The following is an 18996-nucleotide window of genomic DNA, read 5'->3' as shown; positions in this document are numbered from 1 at the left end:
TACTCATTATGCAAGATTATAAAGCTCCCGTGCGCGACGCGATGTTCGTCACTCACGAACTCTTCGACTTTCAGTCTCATTACGCCAAACTTGGGTTTGACGATGTGTCTGAAGATCTCGTATCAGCCATTTTTTCAGAAGCAGCGAAGTTTGCTGAAAACAGTCTGGCGCCTATCAACGCCAGTGGCGATAAAGAAGGCTGTAAGTTTGATGATGGTGTAGTCACCACGCCGTCGGGTTTTAAAGAAGCTTACAAGCAGTATGTTGAAGGTGGTTGGCCTGGCCTGGCACATCCGGAAGAATTTGGTGGTCAGGCGCTGCCGTACTCGTTGGGAACAACGCTGGCAGAATGGTTCTCTGGCGCTAACCACTCCTGGGCGATGTATCCGGGTTTAAGTCAGGGCTGTATTAAAACCCTGAAAGCGCACGGCAGTGATGAGCAGAAACAGCGCTTCTTGCCAAAATTGATAGAAGGTAGCTGGACTGGGACCATGTGCCTTACCGAAGCGCACTGTGGTTCAGATCTTGGCATGTTGAAATGTCGAGCGGAGCCTGCAGAAGATGGTAGCTATCGCCTGACAGGAACGAAAATTTTCATTTCTGCCGGCGAGCACGACATGTCAGACAATATTGTTCATATCGTTATTGCCAGAACGCCTGACGCGCCTGAAGGCACGAAAGGGATCTCCTTATTTGTTGTACCGAAGTTTAACGTATCGGAAGACGGCGAAATTGAAGATCGCAACGCCGTGTCCTGCGGCAGTATCGAGCACAAAATGGGGATTAAGGCCAGCGCCACCTGTGTGATTAACTTTGACGGTGCGAAAGGCTACCTGATTGGCGAAGAGAACCGTGGACTGGCGTGCATGTTTACCTTTATGAACATGGCGCGTATCGGCACGGGGCTCGAGGGGCTGGCGGCATCTGAGGCGGCGTTCCAGGGCGCATTGCGTTATGCGAAAGATCGTCTGCAGTTCCGTTCTCTGACCGGACGTAAAAAACCTGATGCTCCTGCGGATCCGATCATCGTGCATCCGGATGTAAGACGTATGCTGTTAACGCAGAAGGCGTTTGCCGAAGGTAACCGCGCGATGGCCTGTTACTGCATGAAGCTGGTAGATGAAACCCTTTATGGCAGCGATGATACAGCCAAACAGCTGGCTGAAGCGAAGCTTGCGCTGCTGACACCGATCGTTAAAGCATTTTTGACGGAAACCGCCCAGGAAACGACCAGTTACGGTATGCAGGTTTACGGTGGTCACGGTTACATTTCAGAGTGGGGGATGGAGCAACTGGCTCGCGATACCCGTATTTGTACCATGTACGAAGGCACCACCGGCATCCAGGCCATTGATTTGCTTGCGCGCAAAATCATGGGATCGAAAGGCGAATTGCTTAACGTGTTTGCACAGGAAGTTCGTCAGTATTGCGACAGCTTGCGCGCAAATACCAAGTTTAGTGTGTGGACAAACGCGCTGACATCTCATCTGGATGAGTGGTTGCAAATTACCCAGGATATTGGAAAGTCTGCTGCGACAAACCCTGATGAACTGGGAGCCGCATCGGTAGATTACCTGATGTATTCCGGCTACGTTACCGTTGGCTATTTCTGGTTGAAAATGGCGGTTGTCGCACAGCAAAAGCTTGATGAGGGCAGCACGGAAACTGACTACTATCAGGCCAAGCTTCATACCGCCCAGTTTTACTTCGACCGTTTGTTAACCCGTACCCGCTCACTGGTATCGGCCATGCAGTCTGGTTCCGATAATCTAATGAGCATGTCGGAAGCTATGTTTCAGGTAGAGTAATTGCGAAAAATACGAGAAAGCCGGGATCTTCCCGGCTTTTTTATATTTCCGGCTTATTAGTTATTGGCAGGGAGCCGACGCTGAGCGTTGACATGTCTGCATTAATTGAGAACCAGCAACACTGGAATATCAAAGGAGAAGGTTGTGGAGCGTAAGAAATGCACGATTGACGGAAAGGTATTGTCCTATTTGTTCAGACCGGCCAGTGAACCCAATGCGCCGGTTTGCGTGTTGCTGCATGGTTTTCCTGAAGCAGGCTTTGCCTGGGAAGGTGTTATAGCGCAGTTGCCAGCGTCGGCGACCATTATCGCTCCGGACCTGCCAGGGTACGCAAACTCTGAGCCATTGGAAAACGACAGTGATTATGCCGTTCCTGCTTTGGTATCCCGCATGTCTGCGTTTATCGCGCAGGTGGCAGGGGGGGAGCCTGTTACGCTAGTGAGCCACGATTGGGGCGGAGTGATTGCCTGGCCGCTGGCAGCGTTTCACCCGCAACTGATTACGCGGCTTGTGATCCTTAATGCCGCTCATCCCGGTGCATTTTCCCGTGAACTACAGAACAATATTGAGCAGCGTGAGAAAAGTGCGTATATCCATACGCTGACAGAACCTGATGCAGCGAAAAGGCTCGCCGACTCAGACTATGCATTACTCACGTATATGTTGCGTTCTCGCGCGCCTGATGATGGTTACATCGAAAAACTCAAATCAACCTGGTCATTACCCGGACGCTTACACGCGATGCTGGCGTACTACCGCATGCTTCCACAGCCAGTTCCTGCAAAAGATGATACTGTCACATTACACATACCAAACATTCGTATTTCACAACCGACAAAGTTGTTATGGGGAAAGAAAGATACGGCGTTTTGTCTGCAGGTAACGGAGAATTTGTCGAAGTGGGTGCCAAACCTGACTCTGGAGTATCATGACGACGCCAGCCACTGGCTTCACCGGGAATTCCCTGATTGGGTAGCTGCGCGAATTGGAGAAGAAATAAAATAGGCGCCCCGGGGGGCGCCTGAGGTGTGGTGTTACCCACATACCATGTTGAAAGTGTTCAGCATGGTTAGCTAACAGGTCAATTAAATACGCTCTGACAGTGCCTGTGCAATTGGGTTAGCCTGCAGGCCTTTTTCATCAATCCATACCTGAAGCGTTTTACCGTCTGCTTCCGGCGTATTCAAATCGGTTTTAGGCATCTTTTTGATAAGCATTGTGCCTGACTCAACAGCGTTGTTTAGCAGCGCAGTACGGATCAGACTGTTCCCATCACAGCTTATGCCGGTGTAGTAATCTTTAAGTTTCAGGCGGTAATCGTTTTCAACGTCACGCATTTTCTTGCGTAGCTCGCCTTTATCATCAGCCTGCACGATAGTGCAGATGTTAGCCAGCGCAGAAGAAACATCGGCGGAAGCGGTAGTGGTGTAGCCCAGGCCCAGCGTAGCGGCCAATAAAGAGATTTTCGCAATTTTCAACATGGTAATAATCCTCGACAAAGTCATACCTCATGACTTAACGACGCGAATTAAACCGGAAGATGGTTATTCAGGCTATAAACAGGTTCATACTAAGGTATGAGGGTTTATACATTCAGAGGGGAAAGGTGTGGCCCCGTTAGGGGCCACGAGTGCGGAGGCGGACTCCGCAACCATGTTGAAACAGCGTCACATGGTGTGAAAAAGGAGATTGATTAAATGCGGTCTTTCAACTCAGCAGCAATGGGGCTTGACTGATGACCTTGTTCAGCGATCCACGCCTGTAGTGTCTTACCGTCTGCTTCCGGCTCCTGAAGATCACGGCTGGGCATTTTTTTCACCAGCAAGGTGCCCACTTCTACGGCATTATTCTCAATAGCAGAACGAATAAGGCTGTTGCCGTTACAAGAAATACCAGTGTAATAATCGTGAAGCTTCAGACGGTAATCTGATTGAACGCGACGCATTTTTTTGCGTAACTCGCCTTTATCATCAGCTTGCACAATGTTGCATATATTCGCCAGCGCGTCATTGATATCCGCGTGGGCTGCGTTAGAAAATGCCAGAGTAGATGCTGCGATAACGATAGAAGTTTTAACTATTTTCAACATGGTTAAGTTCCTTCGGTTAATGGTTTGTGTTTGTCTGTTCGATATCCATTCAAGTACAAATGATTATGTGAAAAAATAACCCATCGCATACAATGGTATTTTATTTAATACCATATTTTTGTGCAAAAACTGTGCTCATCGTTACGCTGGGTTTTGCTTAAGTGTTTGTAAAATATAGGAATTATAAACTTGTGTTGTTTTTTGGAATAGTGGGGTAAGCAAATACGACTAAAGTTGAATAAAAAAGAATCATTTCGAGTTGAAGTCATTATTTTATGGAATAGTGCTTGTTTTACAGTGGGGGAGAGGGCCGTCGGGGAAAATCTGCGGCCTGCGACAGTGCATCGGGGACGACTAATCTTTCCTTCCTATTGTATTTGTTTTGCGAGTGCTTGCGCGTCATCAAACCTTGTCATGCCGTTGTCGCAGTCTCTGAAATGAAAACGGGGGTTGTGCGACAACATGCCAAATCAAACGCTGTCTAAAAAGGGTATGAAAGCGTACTTAAAATGCGCAACCGGTATTGGACGTATATGCTGAATTGTCCGTGTTGCTGCGTGTCCACATTACAGAACCAGTATCGTTAACGGACGTAAACGGCTATTTTGGGGAATATGAGAGTAGGCTTCTGGATAATAAAGTACCTGACGTTTTGGTGTAAATTCTCCTTGCCTATTGGCGCACATGGCTCAGGTGGCTGTGGCTGCCAACAAGCCGGTAAAATGAGAGCAACAAAAAGCCGACGTAGTGTCGGCTCTTGGGTTTTGGATTGCTGAAGTGAAGTCATTTGAGAATGTAGTCAATACATTATGAGCTGCCGGTTACATTCTCTCGTGGATCACCGCTGCCAGTGGACTATCCTGGAGGCCTTGTTCAGTCAGCCACGCTTGTATAGTTTTGCCATCAGCCTCAGGTGCAGAGAGGTCTCCCCGTGGCATTTTTTTTACCAGCAGCGTTCCTGTTTCTATCGCATTGTTTAATGCCGCTGTGCGGATAAGACTATTGCCACCGCAGCTTACGCCAGAATAATAGTCTTTTAATTTCATGCGGTAGTCTGATTCCACCATTCGCATTTTCTTTCTTAATTCACCTTTGTCATCAGCCTGAACAATCGTGCAGATATTTGCCAGAGCTTCATTAACATCAGCCATAGCAACTGGGGATACGCTAAGGCCGAGCGACAATAACAGGGGGTATTTAACATTTTTCAACATGATTAATTCCTCTACCTAATCCGGCTTTACCTGACAGCCGGTAACGCAAGTTAATCGTATGAAAAGTAAACGAAGAATAATCTGGATGATACCGGAGTATGGTTTTTTATACCCCGGTGAAGATAACTGTTTGTGGCTAAATAATTTTTACGGTATTACAACGCCGATCAATGTGGCTTGTAAGCTTTAGCGACTTCCATGATTTGCTCACGCATCCACATGTGTGCGTAGTCATGGTCGGCGCTTACATGCCAATACAGGTAATATTCAACAGGCGGAATGTCGAACGGCATTTCGTAAATAGCAAGATCATAGTGTTTGGCAAGATGATAAGGCAGGCAGGCGATAAGATCGGTCTTAACGATAGTACTGGGAACTGTCAAAAAGTGCTGCCCACGCATGGCGACTTTTCTGCGTTTGCCCATCTTATCCAGCGCAATATCAATAGGGCCAGCACCTGACTTGCGATGCGACACGTTGATGTGCCCCAGGCGTAAAAATGTGTCTACATCTAAGCCGTGCTTTAACGCTGGATGATTCTTTCTTGCCATTACCACGAAGCGGTCTTCAGCAATCCTCTCTTTACACAGGTGTGGGTCTGTGAAGGTTGAGGCATCTGCAAAAAAATCCAGTGTTCCACTTGCCATAGCAGAAACAACCTGACTCCGGTTAATTTCATAGTTTGTCAGGCTAATGTTAGGCGCGAGGTTTTGTAATCGGGCCATAAGCCTCGGCATGATGCTGACTTCCAGCAAATCCCTGCTGGCAAAGTTGAATGCTTTTTCTGCTGTCAGCGGATCAAAAGTATGGCTTTCCTGTACACTTTTTCGTAGTAACGCCAGGGCTTGCCTGGCCGGTACAATGATATTCTGCGCGACGGGCGTTGGCGTCATACTGTGCCCCGTTCTTACAAACAAGGGATCATTCAACATTTCGCGTAATCGCGCCAGCGAATTACTGACCGCGGGTTGAGTGATACAAAGCACATCTGCGGCTTTGGTTAAACTTCCTGCTGTATAAATGGCGTCGAATACGGCAAAGAGGTTCAGGTCAATTCGATTCAGGTTCATGTCTGACAGTCCGTTAGCAAAGCGTTAATGCAGTGACAGTGTACGCGTTTTATTTATAAGTTCATATTATTAAAAGTTAATTGAAATATTCAACCAATCAATAGTACATTTTTATCATGTGTTAATAAACAGAAGAAAATAATATGAAAAGTCTCATAGACTTACAGGTTGGTGATGAATTAATCCAGTCAGACTGGACTGAAGTTTCTCAAAATGCGGTGAATCAATTTGCTGATGCTACAGGAGATCATCAATGGATCCATGTCGATGTTGAACGTTGTCAAAAAGAAAGCCCGTTCGGAAGCACCATTGCCCACGGTTTTATGACAGCGTCTATGTTACCCCAGGCGTTTTCTTCGGTACTTGGCAGCAGCGAAAAGATTGCCTCCGTTATCAATTATGGGATTGATAGTCTGCGCTTTCTTGAGCCAGTGAGGGTAGGGAGTCAGATAAAATTTGCTTTTACAGTCACAGAACGCACCACAAAGCCATCCGGAACCCTTTTTCACGTGTCAGCCACGTGCTCGATTAAGGGGAACGATAAACCCGCGCTAGTGGGAACGTTCCTGATGTTAGCGGTAGAAGTACCTGCATCCTGATTTACGACTCTATACCATCGCGTATTTAAAAAGGCCGTGCAATGCACGGCTTTTTTATTCGTCAGTCGGGCTGGCTTACGATGCGTCTTCAGCGGCGTCCTCTACGGCTTCGCCGGCAGATTCAATATCTTCACCGACTCCTTCAATGGTCGCACAGCCAGACAAGAGACTGGCCAGAAAAGCGAATACTAAAACGGTGTAATGTGAGCGTAAGCGTTTTGTGTTTACTAGTGATTTCATATTTCACTCCGGTTTGGTTAAATCAAATTAGTTGCTTTCACCTTCAGCGCCATCATCATTTCCTGATGCGTCAGCGCTGGAGTTGTTCGAGTTGCTATTACTGTTTTTGGCTTCGGATGTATCCCTGACATCCGTAAGCATGCTATTAAGTTTTTCACCGCCTTTTGCACCGAAGTCCAGTGTGCGAATGGGAAACGGTATAAGAATATCGTTCTCTTCTAACACCTTTTTCACGGTGACCACGGCATCGTGCCTCACCTGCATGAAGCTGTGATCGCCCGGGTAAGCAATCCAAAACCACACCAGCAGATTCACACCACTGTCGCCGAAAGAGGCAGCGTATACCGCGGTTTCATCTTGTTTAATAACGTAATCGCGTTTGTTTATTGCCTCCACGATAACGTCAGCAGCTTTTTGTGGGTCGTCGGCATAGCTGATACCTACGGGAACTTCAATACGTCGATGACCACGAATGCTGTAATTTGTCACAATGTTTCTGAACAGTATCTTGTTCGGAATTATTTCCAGCTGCCCATAAAAAGTCTCAACTAACGTATTCCGAAGATTGATTTCTTCAACTTTTCCAAATACGCCTTCTGCTTCAATAACATCTCCAATCTGGAAAGGCTTTCTGATACCCATGGCTATGCCCGCAATAAGGTTTTCGGTCATATCCTGAAATGCAAACCCTATTGCTAATCCAACAATACCGGCACCCGCTAACAGAGACGTGACGGTTCCCTGCAGGCCGACAAAGTCAAGTGCGATAAAAATACCCGCTATCGCGATAATCGCTTTGATAATAGAAGTGAGCAGGCCGGCAATTTGTTTAGATTCGAAAGCCCGACGCATGACGCGGCCTAAGATATTGCCCACAATTTTAGCCAGAATACCAAAGGCGATGGCGATCAGAATTGCCACCACCATATTGGGCAAATGTTTAATCCCGCTTTCTATCCAGCCTTCCAGCTTTTCATTGATGAGCTTGTAAAATTTATCCAACTCTGGAAAATCCATACTTCTCCCATCTCATTTTCCGGTTCAGGATGCTGTTTCAAAATGCATACCGTTTTTTTACCGTTAATGAATTACCCGCCTTCGATGAGTAAAGTCTTTGTAAATTAAAGGGAAAGTTAGCTCGTTGTTATTGTTTGCGCGCTCTGAACGGTAGGCTACTGGTAAATTTTACGTCTGCTGGCGGCAAGATATTCATACCCACTCAGACAAGTGGTCAGACCATCCGTGTAAATTATATAAACTTATTGCTAACAAAAAATTTACAAATCTCAAAGGCATACATACTATCAGTAGGATGGTGAAAAAATCATCAAACCTAAAAGAAAAGCAAAAACACATACTGGAACAGAGAAGCCTGTCGCTAGCAGAGGGGTGTGATAGCTGGTAGTGATAAGCTAACAATGGGACTTTACAATGAGACTAAATACCCGCAAAACCACGCTGGCTGCTTTAATCGGCGCCAGCCTGTTCAGCTATCCTACGTTTACCTTCGCTCAGGAAGAATCAGAACAAGAAGAAAAGCAAACCAGAGATATGGAACTAATTCTGGTAACGGGGAGCTTTGTTCGTCGCAGTGAAAATTTTGAATCGCCGTCGCCGCTGGCTGTGGTCGATAGTGTAGCAATAGATGCCATTGGGGCGAAAAACATCGCCGATATAACACAAACCCTGACGATTAACTCCGGTTCTGAAAATAACCCTGACGCGTTTACTCAAAATGCGACGGCCGGAACGTCCAATATCAACTAACGCGGCCTGGGCGTGGCCTCTACGCTGGTACTTCTGAATAATAAACGTCAGGTAGTAAATGCTCAGCAAACTAATGAAGGGCTTAACTTCGTCGATACCAGCTCGTTAGTACCAATGATTGCCATTGATCGAATGGAAGTGGTAAAAGACGGTGCCTCTGCCTTATACGGCTCTGACGCGGTAGCCGGTGTGGTCAACTTCATCACCAAGCGCGACTATGACGGTGCAATGGTCACGATGGATTATCAGGACGGCGCGCACGGCGACAATAAAGAGTATGTACTTCAAGGCTTGTGGGGAGCATCCAATGATAAAGGGAATGTCATGGCCGCCATTAGCTACACGAATCGCTCGCCACTGTTTATCAGCGATCGCAGGTTAAGCCGACCGCAGGATGATACCAGTGCGCTGGGGAATCCTGGCTCGTATTTCATCACCGTTCCCGGTTTAGGCGCTATACCGATAATCGACCCTTATGGTTGTGAAGAGTTTGGCGGTTATCCGGACCTGCGTGCGCCCAGTGGAACCATTCCGGGTCTGGAAGTTGGTTTGTGTGGATTCGATTTCGGACCTTATTACTCCTACGTACCAGACGAGACGCGCACTAACGTGTATTCAAAAGCCACTTATGCACTTTCCGATACACTTACCTGGACTGCTGAATTTGGCTATGCGCGAAACCGTGCTGAGCGTGGCGGTGCCCCCAGCTTCCCTATTCTGACCTCGCCAATTGTACCGGCCTCACATCCTTATAACCCGTTTGGACAGGACGTGGCGTTCTTTGGACGTGCGGAAGGTAACGGATTCGAAGGCGATCCGGCGAACACCGAATCAGATACCTTTCGATTCAGCACCAATTTACAGGGAGAGTTGGAAAACGGTTTCTGGGAAGTGAGCTATACCCGGGCAGTCAACGACTTCTTATTTATGGTCCCGGACGTATTGAATACCGAGTTTCAACTCGCACTTCAGGGCTTTGGTGGTTCTCAGTGTAATCCACTGACCGGATCTCCTGGTGAAGGAGACTGTGAATACTTCAACCCATTTGCGAACTCTTACACTACAGCGCCGAACTCACAGTATGTGGTCGACTCTTTTACCGCGCGAGAAGTGATTGATTCAAAGTCTGATTTAGAAGTAATTGAAGGCTTCGCCTCTTTTGATGTATTCGAAATGGATGCAGGTGTAGCCGCGTTGGCGCTTGGGGCGCAGTACCGTGAAGAGCAGTTGAGTCAGGATTATGACGAACTGGCCAACCAGGATAGTTTTACCTTTGTCATCGGTAACCCCGATTTTGAAGGATCGCTGGATGTCTGGGCAATCTTTGCCGAACTGGCTTTGCCGTTAACCGAAGATCTGGACGTGCAACTGGCTGTTCGTCACGAGGACTACGGCGGCACTATTGGCAGTACGACGGATCCCAAACTGGCGTTCTCTTATCGGGCATCCGATACACTCTCATTCCGTGGTTCGATTTCCACTTCGTTCCGGGCACCAACGGTGTTCTTACGAAATGGGGGCTCCACATCCTTACAACAGCTTGTCGACCCCATTCAGCAAGCACAGGCGTTTGTTGCCGTGCGCACATCCGGTAACGAGAACCTTAAGCCAGAGGAGTCTACCGCTTATAATCTGGGGCTGTCTTTTGAACCCTACAGAGATCTCTCCATCGAATTCGATTACTGGAACTTTGAATTTGAGGACCTGATTATTCAGGAAAATGCACAGGCCGTGCTTAACAGTGACCCATCAGATCCTGACCGTATTGTGCGCGCAGGAGATCCGGAAACGGGCCCGCTGATTCAGGTGAATAATACGTTCGTCAACGCCAGCTCGCTGGAAACGTCAGGTATCGATTTTGTCAGTAGTTATAAAATAGAGACGGGCATGGGTTTCATCACGCCTTCAATTAACGCTACCTACGTGACAAAGTATGACCTGGTGGATCCTCAGGCTGGAGCCATAGACGGAGCAGGGCGTCGTAACTTCAATAATATTGGGGTGTCCTCTCCTGAACTCAAAGTTAACCTGGGGGTTAACTGGTCGAACGATATCCATGCGGCAAACGTGTTCGTCAGATATATCTCGTCGTATGACGATGATCAGAACTGTGCAGACGGAACCGCCAACCTCGGGGGCTGTGCAGACGGCTTCTATGAGATTGACAGTCACGTTACTGTTGACGCGCAATATAACGTTGACGTAGGTGCATTTTTTGATACTGAGCAAAGCTACGTTCTCACATTAGGTGGCATTAACATCTTTGATGAAGAGCCTCCTCAGGTATTTACTAACAGCGGCTTTGACTCAAAAGTGCACGATCCTCGCGGGCGCCAGCTATATGCAAGGCTGGCAATCGAATTCTGATTGGTAAACAGTGAAGATTGGTAAACAGTGAAAAGGTATAGCCCGGTTATTCACCGGGCTTTTCTTTTTGTAAACCCACAGTGCCGCGGCTGCAGAATGATTTTGGCGAACTCCTTCCCTGTAACAGAAACGTGGCGTAACCTTATGGTGATCTAAGTGACCTGCGGTGACGGTACAAATAACACCGTAGCATTGAAAAATGGAGGGTAGGATGCCATCAAAGCTATCAGAACCTGAGATACAGGATGCACTGGATTCCCTGAATGCATCGCTCGCTGACGACGAAAAGTGGTCACGTGATGGTGACAGTATCTCGAAAACGTTCACCTTTAAGAGTTTCATTCGTGCATTTGGCTGGATGAGTCAGATTGCCATTTGGGCGGAAAAGCTAAAACACCATCCTGAGTGGTTTAACGTCTATAATCGTGTCGAGGTGACACTGACAACTCACGATGTCGATGGCCTGAGTGAACTGGATTTTACATTGGCTGATAAAATGGAAAAGTTTCGCTGATAGCGTGCAAAAATCAGGCAGGTTGTTGGTTTAACCCACAGGCAGTCAAAAAACCGTAATAATTGTGAAAAGACCTCTTGCTAAGGTCAAAACGCTATGTATAATACGCACCACTTGAGAGGCACCTGGCAGTAAGCAGTAGTCTTTCAAACCAGTTCAGACGCGGGATGGAGCAGTCTGGTAGCTCGTCGGGCTCATAACCCGAAGGTCGTAGGTTCAAATCCTGCTCCCGCAACCAGTTCAGGAAATGTGGCAAACAACATTTTCTCATCGCAATCAGTATTTGCGAAAAAGTACATGCGTTAACTATGTACTCACGCAACGCAAGCGTGAATCACAATCAGTTCAGACGCGGGATGGAGCAGTCTGGTAGCTCGTCGGGCTCATAACCCGAAGGTCGTAGGTTCAAATCCTGCTCCCGCAACCACATCAAAGCCTCAGCAATTGCTGGGGCTTTTTTGCATTTATCATTTCCATTTTTCTCTGCGATACGGGTTGATGTGAAATCGTCGGGTACGAAAAGCATTGTGTTTTTTTGTTATACAAAGTTTAGGGGTAGCCTTGACATGTGCTGCCATTGTATTGTCTGATAAATCATCTTGCAGGACGCAAAGTTCGTTTTCCCGTTGTGGCTCATTGTGAGATAGCGGATAGTGAAAATAATAACAGCCAGTGGTATCCGGCCAAAAAACACGAGTAGTATCCGTTATGTTGCAAACGATTTTTCAGGTACCTGATACCTCCTTATTAGTACAGGGAGGGTACGATCCCTTCCTGGTATTCCTCTCAGTCGCTATTGCTGTTTTCACATCTTTTATGGGCTTTACGGTAGCCAGTCAGGCCGCTTCAAACACCAGAAAGAGAAACCCGGCAATGCTGGCTATTGGCAGTGTCGCCTTGGGCGGGGGCATCTGGAGCATGCATTTCTTAGGAATGCTGGCGTTTGAGTTATGTACTCCCGTTACTTACGATTTTGTCATTACCTGTCTGTCTGCACTTCCCGGTATTATCGCCGGTTGGGTGGCGTTGAAATTGCTGTTAAGGCCAACGGTTACCGTTCTGAATATAGCGGTCAGTGGCATTTTGATGGGCGCGGGTATCGGTGCCATGCACTATAGCGGTATGGCAGCTATGGAGATGGCACCGCTGTTGCGCTATAGCTTACCCTTATTTTTGCTGTCTATTGTTGTGGCCGTGGTGTTGGCGATGCTGGCATTATGGATCAAGTTCGGACTGGCCAGATTCGTCGGAAAGCGAATCAGCGAAAGACGGAAAAATGCGTTGGCCAGTGTCGTAATGGGATTGGCTATCGCAGGCATGCATTACACCGGCATGGCCGCCGCCCGTTTCGTAAAGCCTCCAGGTTTTGAGGCGTCCTCGCAGCCATCTTCCATTTCTCTATATCTTGCCACGGGGATCACGTTTTTCACCGTCATTATGATATGTGTGGTACTGGGCATAAGCTTGTTGTATCGGTACCGTGACATGACAGCAAGAGCTATCGAGAGTGAACGCACCCAGCGCGCAATCATGGACACGACTGTGGATGCGATATTGACGGTTAACAGCCGCGGCATGGTTGAAACTATGAACCCGGCGGTAACCCGGATCCTTGGCTGGAAGCAGGAAGATCTCGTAGGGCAGTCCGTCCTTAAAGTCATTCCGGCGGAGCGGCGGGATATTTACGATCAGAATTTCTTCAGTATGGGTAAGGCTGCAAATCAAGATGACATTGTAGGTATTAGTCGTGATGCTGAGGCACTTAACAAAGACGGAGAACGCGTCCCTGTCAGAGTGGGTGTAGGTAGCTCAAAAATACGTGGGCAGCAGTTCTTTGTCGCATTTATCGCGGATATCCGTGATCGCATCGAGATGGAGCGTGCGCTCAGGGAAAATGAAGCGAAGTTTCGTTCGTTCATCTCCAATATTCCGGGAATTGCTTATCGCTGTCTGGACGATGCGGGCTGGCCTATGTTGTTCGTTAGTGATGCCGTAGAGGGTATTACCGGTTATCCTCCAGGCGCGTTTTGTGTGCCAAATCCCAGCAAAAGTTTCGTTGATTTGTACCACCCGGATGATTTGGAAATTATTGAAAAAGCGACTGAGGGGCGCAGTCACTTTGAGATGGAATACCGCATCTTCCATAAGGACGGCAGCATTCGCTGGCTGCGCGAATCTGGCACGTTTGTAACCAGTGAGGATGGCAAATCAACATGGCTTGACGGGTTTATCATGGATATCACCTCCAGGCGGGAGATGGAAAATGCGCTGACAGATGCCAAGGAAGTCGCGGAAGCCGCAGCAGCAGCGCGAACCACCTTCCTGGCAAATATGAGCCACGAAATCAGAACGCCTATGAATGCTATTATTGGCTTTAGTGACCTGATGCTGCATGAAGATTTGAATTCCGAGCAGCAAAAGCATATGACAACCATTAACCGGTCGGCACGCTCTCTGCTGCATCTGCTTAACGATATTCTTGATAGTGCAAAACTGGATAAAGGCAAGCTGGAGCTGGACTACCGAAGCTTTGTGCTTACAGAGGAAGTCGATACGGTGATTTCTACGTTCTGGCTGGAAGCTAAGCGTAAGCAACTGACACTGGATGTGGACGTGTCCGAACAACTTGCGACCGCCTATCGAGGTGCACCTGAAAGGTTGCGTCAGGTCTTGAACAATTTGATTGGAAATGCGGTCAAGTTTACCAGTGAGGGACGGGTTCTGCTTGAGGTTAAACCGGAAGGTAACGACGTCGCATTTATTATCTCCGATACGGGGATAGGGATGTCAGAGGCTCAGGTTGAAAAAGTTTTCGATCCCTTCGCTCAGGCAGATGCGTCAATGAGTCGCAAGTATGGTGGGACAGGTCTGGGCACCACTATTAGTAAACAGCTGGTAGAATTGATGGGCGGTAGCATTCAGGCCAGCAGTGTACAGGGAGAAGGTTCGGTATTTTCCTTCCGCTTACCATTAGCGCCCGCTGAACCGCCGTTAACACCGATGTCACGTTCGACGCCGTCATCGTTACCGCCTTTAAACGTGCTGGTAGTAGACGACATTGCCCAGAATGTGGATTTATTGACATTACTGTTGCAACGCGATGGACACGACGTTTCAGTTGCACGAAATGGCGAAGAAGCGCTGGAAGCGATGAAGCAGCCAGGTCTGGAATTGGTGTTGATGGACTTGCAAATGCCGGTTATGGATGGCCTGACTGCATCGAAACTACGACGGGACTATGAAGCGCAGAATGATTTACCTGCGCTACCTATTGTGGCTCTGACTGCCAGCGTATTAGCGCAGGACAAATTTGCCGCCGAAGAGGCGGGTATGCAGGGCTTTGCAAATAAACCAGTTGATTATCCGTCACTGACACAGGAAATTGCCACTGTGCTTGGCTTGGACGTTGAAGTTACGACCACAGTCTTGCCTGATAGCCCTGACATGCGGGCGGGCGCGGTGGATAGCGAAAAGGGCGCTGCGCTTTGGGGCAGTGAACGCGATCATCTGCGGGAAGTCTCACGCTTTCTTGACCAGGTAGGGAAGACCGTTAACGCGTTGCAATCGGCTATGGAAAAGGGACAGCAAGAAGAGCAGAAAGCGTTGAGCCATGGACTGAAAGGAGTTAGTGGTAATCTCGGTTTACGGAACGTGATGGCCGCAGCTAAAGATTTAGAAGAAGCAGCTGGTTCACTGGGGATCACGGCAGATTTATTACTGGCGTTAAATGGCGCTATTAGTGAAGTGGAGAAATGGGTGAGTCAGCAGGCGGAAGCACAACCCACTGCGTCTGAAGCGACGATGATGTCAGCCGAATTGTTGGGCCATTTAAGACAGCTACTGGAAAGTGTGCAGCAGAACCGCCTGGATGAAGATGAGTTGGGAAAACTGGCTTCAGCCTCACTTAACCAATATCAGGAAGCCGTTCAGGCTATTCTGGAAAATATTGATGATTTTGAATTTGAGCGTGCACAACAGGAATTAAAAGCGCTCATTGCCATCCTTGCTGAGACGCAGGAGTAAAGTATGCTGCGAAAGTTATCCAAACCGACTATTTTGCTTGTTGACGATGAGCCTGTGAACCTGAGAGTACTTAAGCAACTGCTTGGGCCACATTATTCTCTGGTGTTTGCCAAAAACGGTGAAGAAGCACTGCGACTTGCCGGTGAACAGCATCCTAACCTGATATTGCTGGATGTAATGATGCCGGGGATGACAGGATTCGAAGTCTGTCAGCGACTCAAGCAAAATGAAGTGACCAGCGCGATACCTGTCATTTTTGTGACTGCTCTGAATGAAGAGCACGACGAAGCGGAAGGATTTAATGTTGGCGGCGTTGATTACATCACCAAACCGATTTCACCTGCGGTAGTATTGGCGCGGGTGAAAACCCATCTGTCATTGGTGCAGGCTGATGAACTGATGCGCACGCGTCTGCAGGTGGTGCAACGGCTTGGCCGGGCCGCCGAGTATAAAGATAACGAAACGGGCATGCATGTTCTGCGCATGAGTCATTACTCGAAGATCCTGGCCCTGGCCTACGGTTTCAGCGAGGCAGCTGCAGAAATATTACTGCACGCCGCGCCTATGCATGATATCGGTAAAATCGGTATTCCCGATTCCATTATGCTCAAGCCGGGTAAACTCACCGACGAAGAGTTCGATATCATGAAAACCCACCCCCATATTGGTGCGGAAATTCTGGGTGACTGCGACTCCGAGTTGTTAATGATAGCCAAATCAGTCGCGCTCACACACCACGAAAAGTGGGATGGGAGCGGTTACCCGAATCGCTTGTCAGGAGAGCAAATTCCGGTTGAGGGCAGAATCGTGGCTGTCGCTGATGTCTTTGATGCTCTCACCAGCAAGCGACCTTATAAGGAAGCCTGGAGTGTAGAAAAAACGCTCGATTTGATGCGCTCAGAAAAGGGAAAACACTTCGAACCGAAGCTGGTTGACCTCTTAGAAGAAAATTTGCCGCAAATTCTCGCCATTAAAGCGCGCTGGCAGGATGATTAATTTGCACACGTTGCCTTGGGCGTGTTGCGTAATCTCTGCTCAGGCAGTATAATGCGCTCACGATTTAGGGCGAACACGGGCTCCCTCCGTCAGGATTGGATAGTAACGTGTTGTCTTATAGCAGACTTCCACTGTTGGTGGCATTACCCATGAGTCTGCATCTGTCTACGGACAGGTATGGGTCCAGATTCACATAAAAGCCCCGCTAGTCCGGGGCTTTTTGTTGTATTTACGCTCAGTTCCTGTCTGCAGGTAGTAATGAGCATAACAGGTTGGGCGTTAAGCCCTTTTTTCGTTTTTGGAGGTATGGATTGTCGAAGCTTGAAGAGAAATTGACTGACATGCTGGAACCCGGCGTCGAAGCCTTAGGCTTTGAACTCGTGGGGGTCGAGTTTGTACGTGCAGGTAAGCACTCAATTTTACGTGTTTATATTGATCATGAAAACGGGATCACCGTAGATGATTGTGCGGATGTCAGTCACCAGGTGAGCGCAATCCTCGATGTAGAAGACCCCATCAGCACCGAATATAACCTGGAAGTGTCATCACCAGGCATGGACAGACCTTTGTTTAAGGAATCGCATTATCAGGCTGCTGTCGGCGAAGTCGTCCAGGTTCGTCTTGCGATGCCAATGGATAATCGTCGTAATTTTAAAGGTCAGGTACTGGCCGTTGAAGATGGCGTAGTAAGTATTGAAGTGGATGGCCAGCAGTTCCAGTTAGCTGTGGCGAATATCGAAAAAGGTAACGTTGTTCCCACGTTCGACTAATGGAACAGCAGTGCTTTCGGATTGAAAGCAAAGTGAGGCGAAAATGAATAAAGAAATTTTGTTAGTGGCGGAAGCCGTATCAAATGAAAAACAAGTGCCTAGAGAAAAGATTTTTGAAGCATTGGAATTTGCAATTGCCAGTGCAACCAAAAAGAAAAACGAAGGCGATATTGAAGTACGCGTAAGCATCGACAGAGCCACGGGTGATTTCGATACATTCCGTCGCTGGTTAGTTATAGAAGACGACCAGGAGCAGGAAAACCCGTACGCAGAATTAACGCTTTCAGCGGCACAAATAGACGAACCTGACGTTAAGCCGGGTGATTATGTTGAAGAGCAGATTGAATCTATTGCCTTTGACCGTATCACCACACAAACGGCCAAGCAGGTTATTGTACAAAAAGTACGTGAAGCTGAACGTGCGCAGATGGTTGCGGAATACGAAGACAAAGTTGGCGAGCTGGTAACCGGTACGGTTAAGAAAGTAAACCGTGACAACATTATTATCGATTTGGGTAACAACGCTGAAGGCGTGATTTACCGCGATGATATGCTGCCTCGTGAAACGTTCCGTCCAGGCGACCGTGTACGCGGCCTGCTATACGTCATTCGTCCGGAAGCGCGCGGCGCACAGTTGTTTGTCAGCCGTACTCACCCAGATATGCTGGTTGAGCTTTTCCGTCTGGAAGTGCCAGAAATTGCCGAAGAGACGCTGGAAATTAAATCGGCGGCCCGCGATCCTGGCTCACGTGCAAAAATCGCCGTGAAGACGAACGACAAACGTCTTGACCCGGTAGGAGCCTGTGTGGGTATGCGTGGTTCACGCGTACAGGCCGTCTCTGGAGAACTGGGTGGTGAGCGTGTTGATATCGTGCTGTGGGATGAGAATCCGGCGCAATTCGTAATCAATGCGATGGCGCCAGCCGAAGTGGCGTCAATTGTTGTCGATGAAGATGCACACCTGATGGACGTTGCTGTTGAAGCCGACAATCTGGCTCAGGCCATTGGTCGTAACGGTCAGAACGTACGTCTGGCATCTCAGCTGACTGGCTGGGAACTGAACGTCATGACAATTGACGATCTGAATAAAAAGCACGAAGAAGAAAACGCCAAAGTGCTGAACCTGTTTATGGAAGGCTTGGACATTGATGAGGATTTTGCATCGGTGCTGGTTGATGAAGGTTTCAGTACGTTAGAAGAAGTAGCTTACGTTCCGGTGAACGAGTTACTGGCCATTGACGGGTTAGACGAAGACACAGTAGAAGAGTTGCGTAACCGCGCTCGTGCCTTCCTGACCACACGTGCATTGGCAAATGAAGAAAGCCTTGAGGGTGCAGAGCCAACAGAAGCGCTGCTGAACCTGGAAGGCATGAGCAAACACGTTGCCTACGTACTGGCCAGCCGCGGGATCAGCGATCTCGAACAACTGGCAGAACAAGGCACCGACGATATCAGCGATATTGATGAACTGGACGAAGCCAAAGCCGGTGAGTTAATTATGGCTGCACGTAATATCGTCTGGTTTAGTGAAGAATAAGG

At 48.2% G+C, this 18996-nt stretch carries 14 protein-coding genes, 2 tRNA genes and 1 pseudogene; 11 read left to right on the top strand and 6 right to left on the bottom strand.

Translation table 11 applies throughout. The features are described 5' to 3' along the window. The first annotated feature begins 8 nt into the window (after positions 1 to 8). Both ACLBLI_RS11510 and ACLBLI_RS11505 read left to right on the top strand, forming a co-directional pair. Entirely contained in the window at positions 9 to 1808 is a 1800-nt protein-coding gene (locus tag ACLBLI_RS11510; RefSeq protein WP_414827751.1) for an acyl-CoA dehydrogenase C-terminal domain-containing protein, read from the top strand. A gap of 144 nt (positions 1809 to 1952) precedes the next feature. Continuing rightward, entirely contained in the window at positions 1953 to 2813 is an 861-nt protein-coding gene (locus ACLBLI_RS11505) for an alpha/beta fold hydrolase (RefSeq protein WP_414827750.1), read from the top strand. A gap of 80 nt (positions 2814 to 2893) precedes the next feature. On the opposite strand, the gene ACLBLI_RS11500 is transcribed toward ACLBLI_RS11505, so the two are convergent. The 4 genes from ACLBLI_RS11500 to ACLBLI_RS11485 form a co-directional block, all read right to left on the bottom strand. Further along, positions 2894 to 3289 (bottom strand): DUF3718 domain-containing protein, encoded by a 396-nt coding sequence (locus tag ACLBLI_RS11500; protein WP_414827749.1) that lies wholly within the window; start codon positions 3287 to 3289, stop codon positions 2894 to 2896. 212 nt (positions 3290 to 3501) lie between these two features. Continuing rightward, positions 3502 to 3897 carry a DUF3718 domain-containing protein gene (locus tag ACLBLI_RS11495; protein WP_414827748.1) on the bottom strand — a complete coding sequence of 132 codons (396 nt, stop codon included), beginning with the start codon at positions 3895 to 3897 and terminating at the stop codon, positions 3502 to 3504. Positions 3898 to 4718: 821 nt separating this feature from the next. Beyond that, entirely contained in the window at positions 4719 to 5111 is a 393-nt protein-coding gene (locus tag ACLBLI_RS11490; protein ID WP_414827747.1) for a DUF3718 domain-containing protein, read from the bottom strand. A gap of 167 nt (positions 5112 to 5278) precedes the next feature. Next, positions 5279 to 6181: a LysR family transcriptional regulator gene (locus ACLBLI_RS11485; RefSeq protein ID WP_218311960.1), complete on the bottom strand. Its 903-nt coding sequence runs from the start codon at positions 6179 to 6181 to the stop codon at positions 5279 to 5281. Positions 6182 to 6324: 143 nt separating this feature from the next. Between ACLBLI_RS11485 and ACLBLI_RS11480 the strand changes: the two genes are divergently transcribed. Next, positions 6325 to 6780, top strand: a complete 456-nt coding sequence (locus ACLBLI_RS11480; RefSeq protein ID WP_414827746.1) for a MaoC family dehydratase — start codon at positions 6325 to 6327, stop codon at positions 6778 to 6780. Positions 6781 to 6855: 75 nt separating this feature from the next. Here the strand turns inward: ACLBLI_RS11480 and ACLBLI_RS11475 are convergent, their stop codons facing one another. Next, positions 6856 to 7020, bottom strand: a complete 165-nt coding sequence (locus tag ACLBLI_RS11475) for an entericidin A/B family lipoprotein (protein ID WP_414827745.1) — start codon at positions 7018 to 7020, stop codon at positions 6856 to 6858. Between the two features lie 27 nt (positions 7021 to 7047). Next, positions 7048 to 8037, bottom strand: a complete 990-nt coding sequence (locus tag ACLBLI_RS11470; protein ID WP_414827744.1) for a mechanosensitive ion channel family protein — start codon at positions 8035 to 8037, stop codon at positions 7048 to 7050. Positions 8038 to 8451: 414 nt separating this feature from the next. On the opposite strand from ACLBLI_RS11470, the pseudogene ACLBLI_RS11465 reads away from it, so the two are divergent. From ACLBLI_RS11465 to nusA, 8 genes and pseudogenes are all read left to right on the top strand, one after another. Next, positions 8452 to 11154 (top strand): annotated as a pseudogene (locus tag ACLBLI_RS11465) (TonB-dependent receptor domain-containing protein). Between the two features lie 211 nt (positions 11155 to 11365). Beyond that, the gene (locus ACLBLI_RS11460; RefSeq protein WP_414827743.1) at positions 11366 to 11668 is read left to right on the top strand and encodes a 4a-hydroxytetrahydrobiopterin dehydratase; all 303 of its coding nucleotides are present in this window, start codon (positions 11366 to 11368) and stop codon (positions 11666 to 11668) included. 161 nt (positions 11669 to 11829) lie between these two features. Next, a tRNA-Met gene (locus ACLBLI_RS11455) sits at positions 11830 to 11906 on the top strand. Positions 11907 to 12018: 112 nt separating this feature from the next. Next, positions 12019 to 12095: transfer RNA gene (locus ACLBLI_RS11450), tRNA-Met, on the top strand. A gap of 281 nt (positions 12096 to 12376) precedes the next feature. After that, on the top strand, positions 12377 to 15691 hold the full coding sequence (locus ACLBLI_RS11445) for an MHYT domain-containing protein (RefSeq protein WP_414827742.1): 3315 nt from the start codon (positions 12377 to 12379) through the stop codon (positions 15689 to 15691). Between the two features lie 3 nt (positions 15692 to 15694). Further along, positions 15695 to 16687, top strand: a complete 993-nt coding sequence (locus tag ACLBLI_RS11440) for a two-component system response regulator (RefSeq protein WP_414827741.1) — start codon at positions 15695 to 15697, stop codon at positions 16685 to 16687. A gap of 311 nt (positions 16688 to 16998) precedes the next feature. After that, entirely contained in the window at positions 16999 to 17457 is a 459-nt protein-coding gene (rimP, locus tag ACLBLI_RS11435) for a ribosome maturation factor RimP (RefSeq protein ID WP_414827740.1), read from the top strand. Positions 17458 to 17500: 43 nt separating this feature from the next. Further along, the gene (nusA, locus tag ACLBLI_RS11430; RefSeq protein WP_414827739.1) at positions 17501 to 18994 is read left to right on the top strand and encodes a transcription termination factor NusA; all 1494 of its coding nucleotides are present in this window, start codon (positions 17501 to 17503) and stop codon (positions 18992 to 18994) included. The last annotated feature ends 2 nt before the right edge of the window (positions 18995 to 18996 follow it).

Source organism: Alteromonas sp. H39 (genome assembly GCF_047556435.1).
Lineage (GTDB): Bacteria > Pseudomonadota > Gammaproteobacteria > Enterobacterales > Alteromonadaceae > Alteromonas.
This window is presented reverse-complemented; position numbering and strand designations above follow the sequence as displayed.

What these genes read in the sequence shown, in the direction of transcription:
- ACLBLI_RS11490 (WP_414827747.1), bottom strand. Translation starts at nt 5,111, where the DNA reads ATGTTGAAAAATGTTAAATACCCCCTGTTATTGTCGCTCGGCCTTAGC.
- ACLBLI_RS11510 (WP_414827751.1), top strand. Translation starts at nt 9, where the DNA reads ATGCAAGATTATAAAGCTCCCGTGCGCGACGCGATGTTCGTCACTCAC.
- ACLBLI_RS11445 (WP_414827742.1), top strand. Translation starts at nt 12,377, where the DNA reads ATGTTGCAAACGATTTTTCAGGTACCTGATACCTCCTTATTAGTACAG.
- ACLBLI_RS11485 (WP_218311960.1), bottom strand. Translation starts at nt 6,181, where the DNA reads ATGAACCTGAATCGAATTGACCTGAACCTCTTTGCCGTATTCGACGCC.
- ACLBLI_RS11495 (WP_414827748.1), bottom strand. Translation starts at nt 3,897, where the DNA reads ATGTTGAAAATAGTTAAAACTTCTATCGTTATCGCAGCATCTACTCTG.
- nusA (WP_414827739.1), top strand. Translation starts at nt 17,501, where the DNA reads ATGAATAAAGAAATTTTGTTAGTGGCGGAAGCCGTATCAAATGAAAAA.
- ACLBLI_RS11470 (WP_414827744.1), bottom strand. Translation starts at nt 8,037, where the DNA reads ATGGATTTTCCAGAGTTGGATAAATTTTACAAGCTCATCAATGAAAAG.
- ACLBLI_RS11440 (WP_414827741.1), top strand. Translation starts at nt 15,695, where the DNA reads ATGCTGCGAAAGTTATCCAAACCGACTATTTTGCTTGTTGACGATGAG.
- ACLBLI_RS11475 (WP_414827745.1), bottom strand. Translation starts at nt 7,020, where the DNA reads ATGAAATCACTAGTAAACACAAAACGCTTACGCTCACATTACACCGTT.
- ACLBLI_RS11500 (WP_414827749.1), bottom strand. Translation starts at nt 3,289, where the DNA reads ATGTTGAAAATTGCGAAAATCTCTTTATTGGCCGCTACGCTGGGCCTG.
- ACLBLI_RS11480 (WP_414827746.1), top strand. Translation starts at nt 6,325, where the DNA reads ATGAAAAGTCTCATAGACTTACAGGTTGGTGATGAATTAATCCAGTCA.
- ACLBLI_RS11460 (WP_414827743.1), top strand. Translation starts at nt 11,366, where the DNA reads ATGCCATCAAAGCTATCAGAACCTGAGATACAGGATGCACTGGATTCC.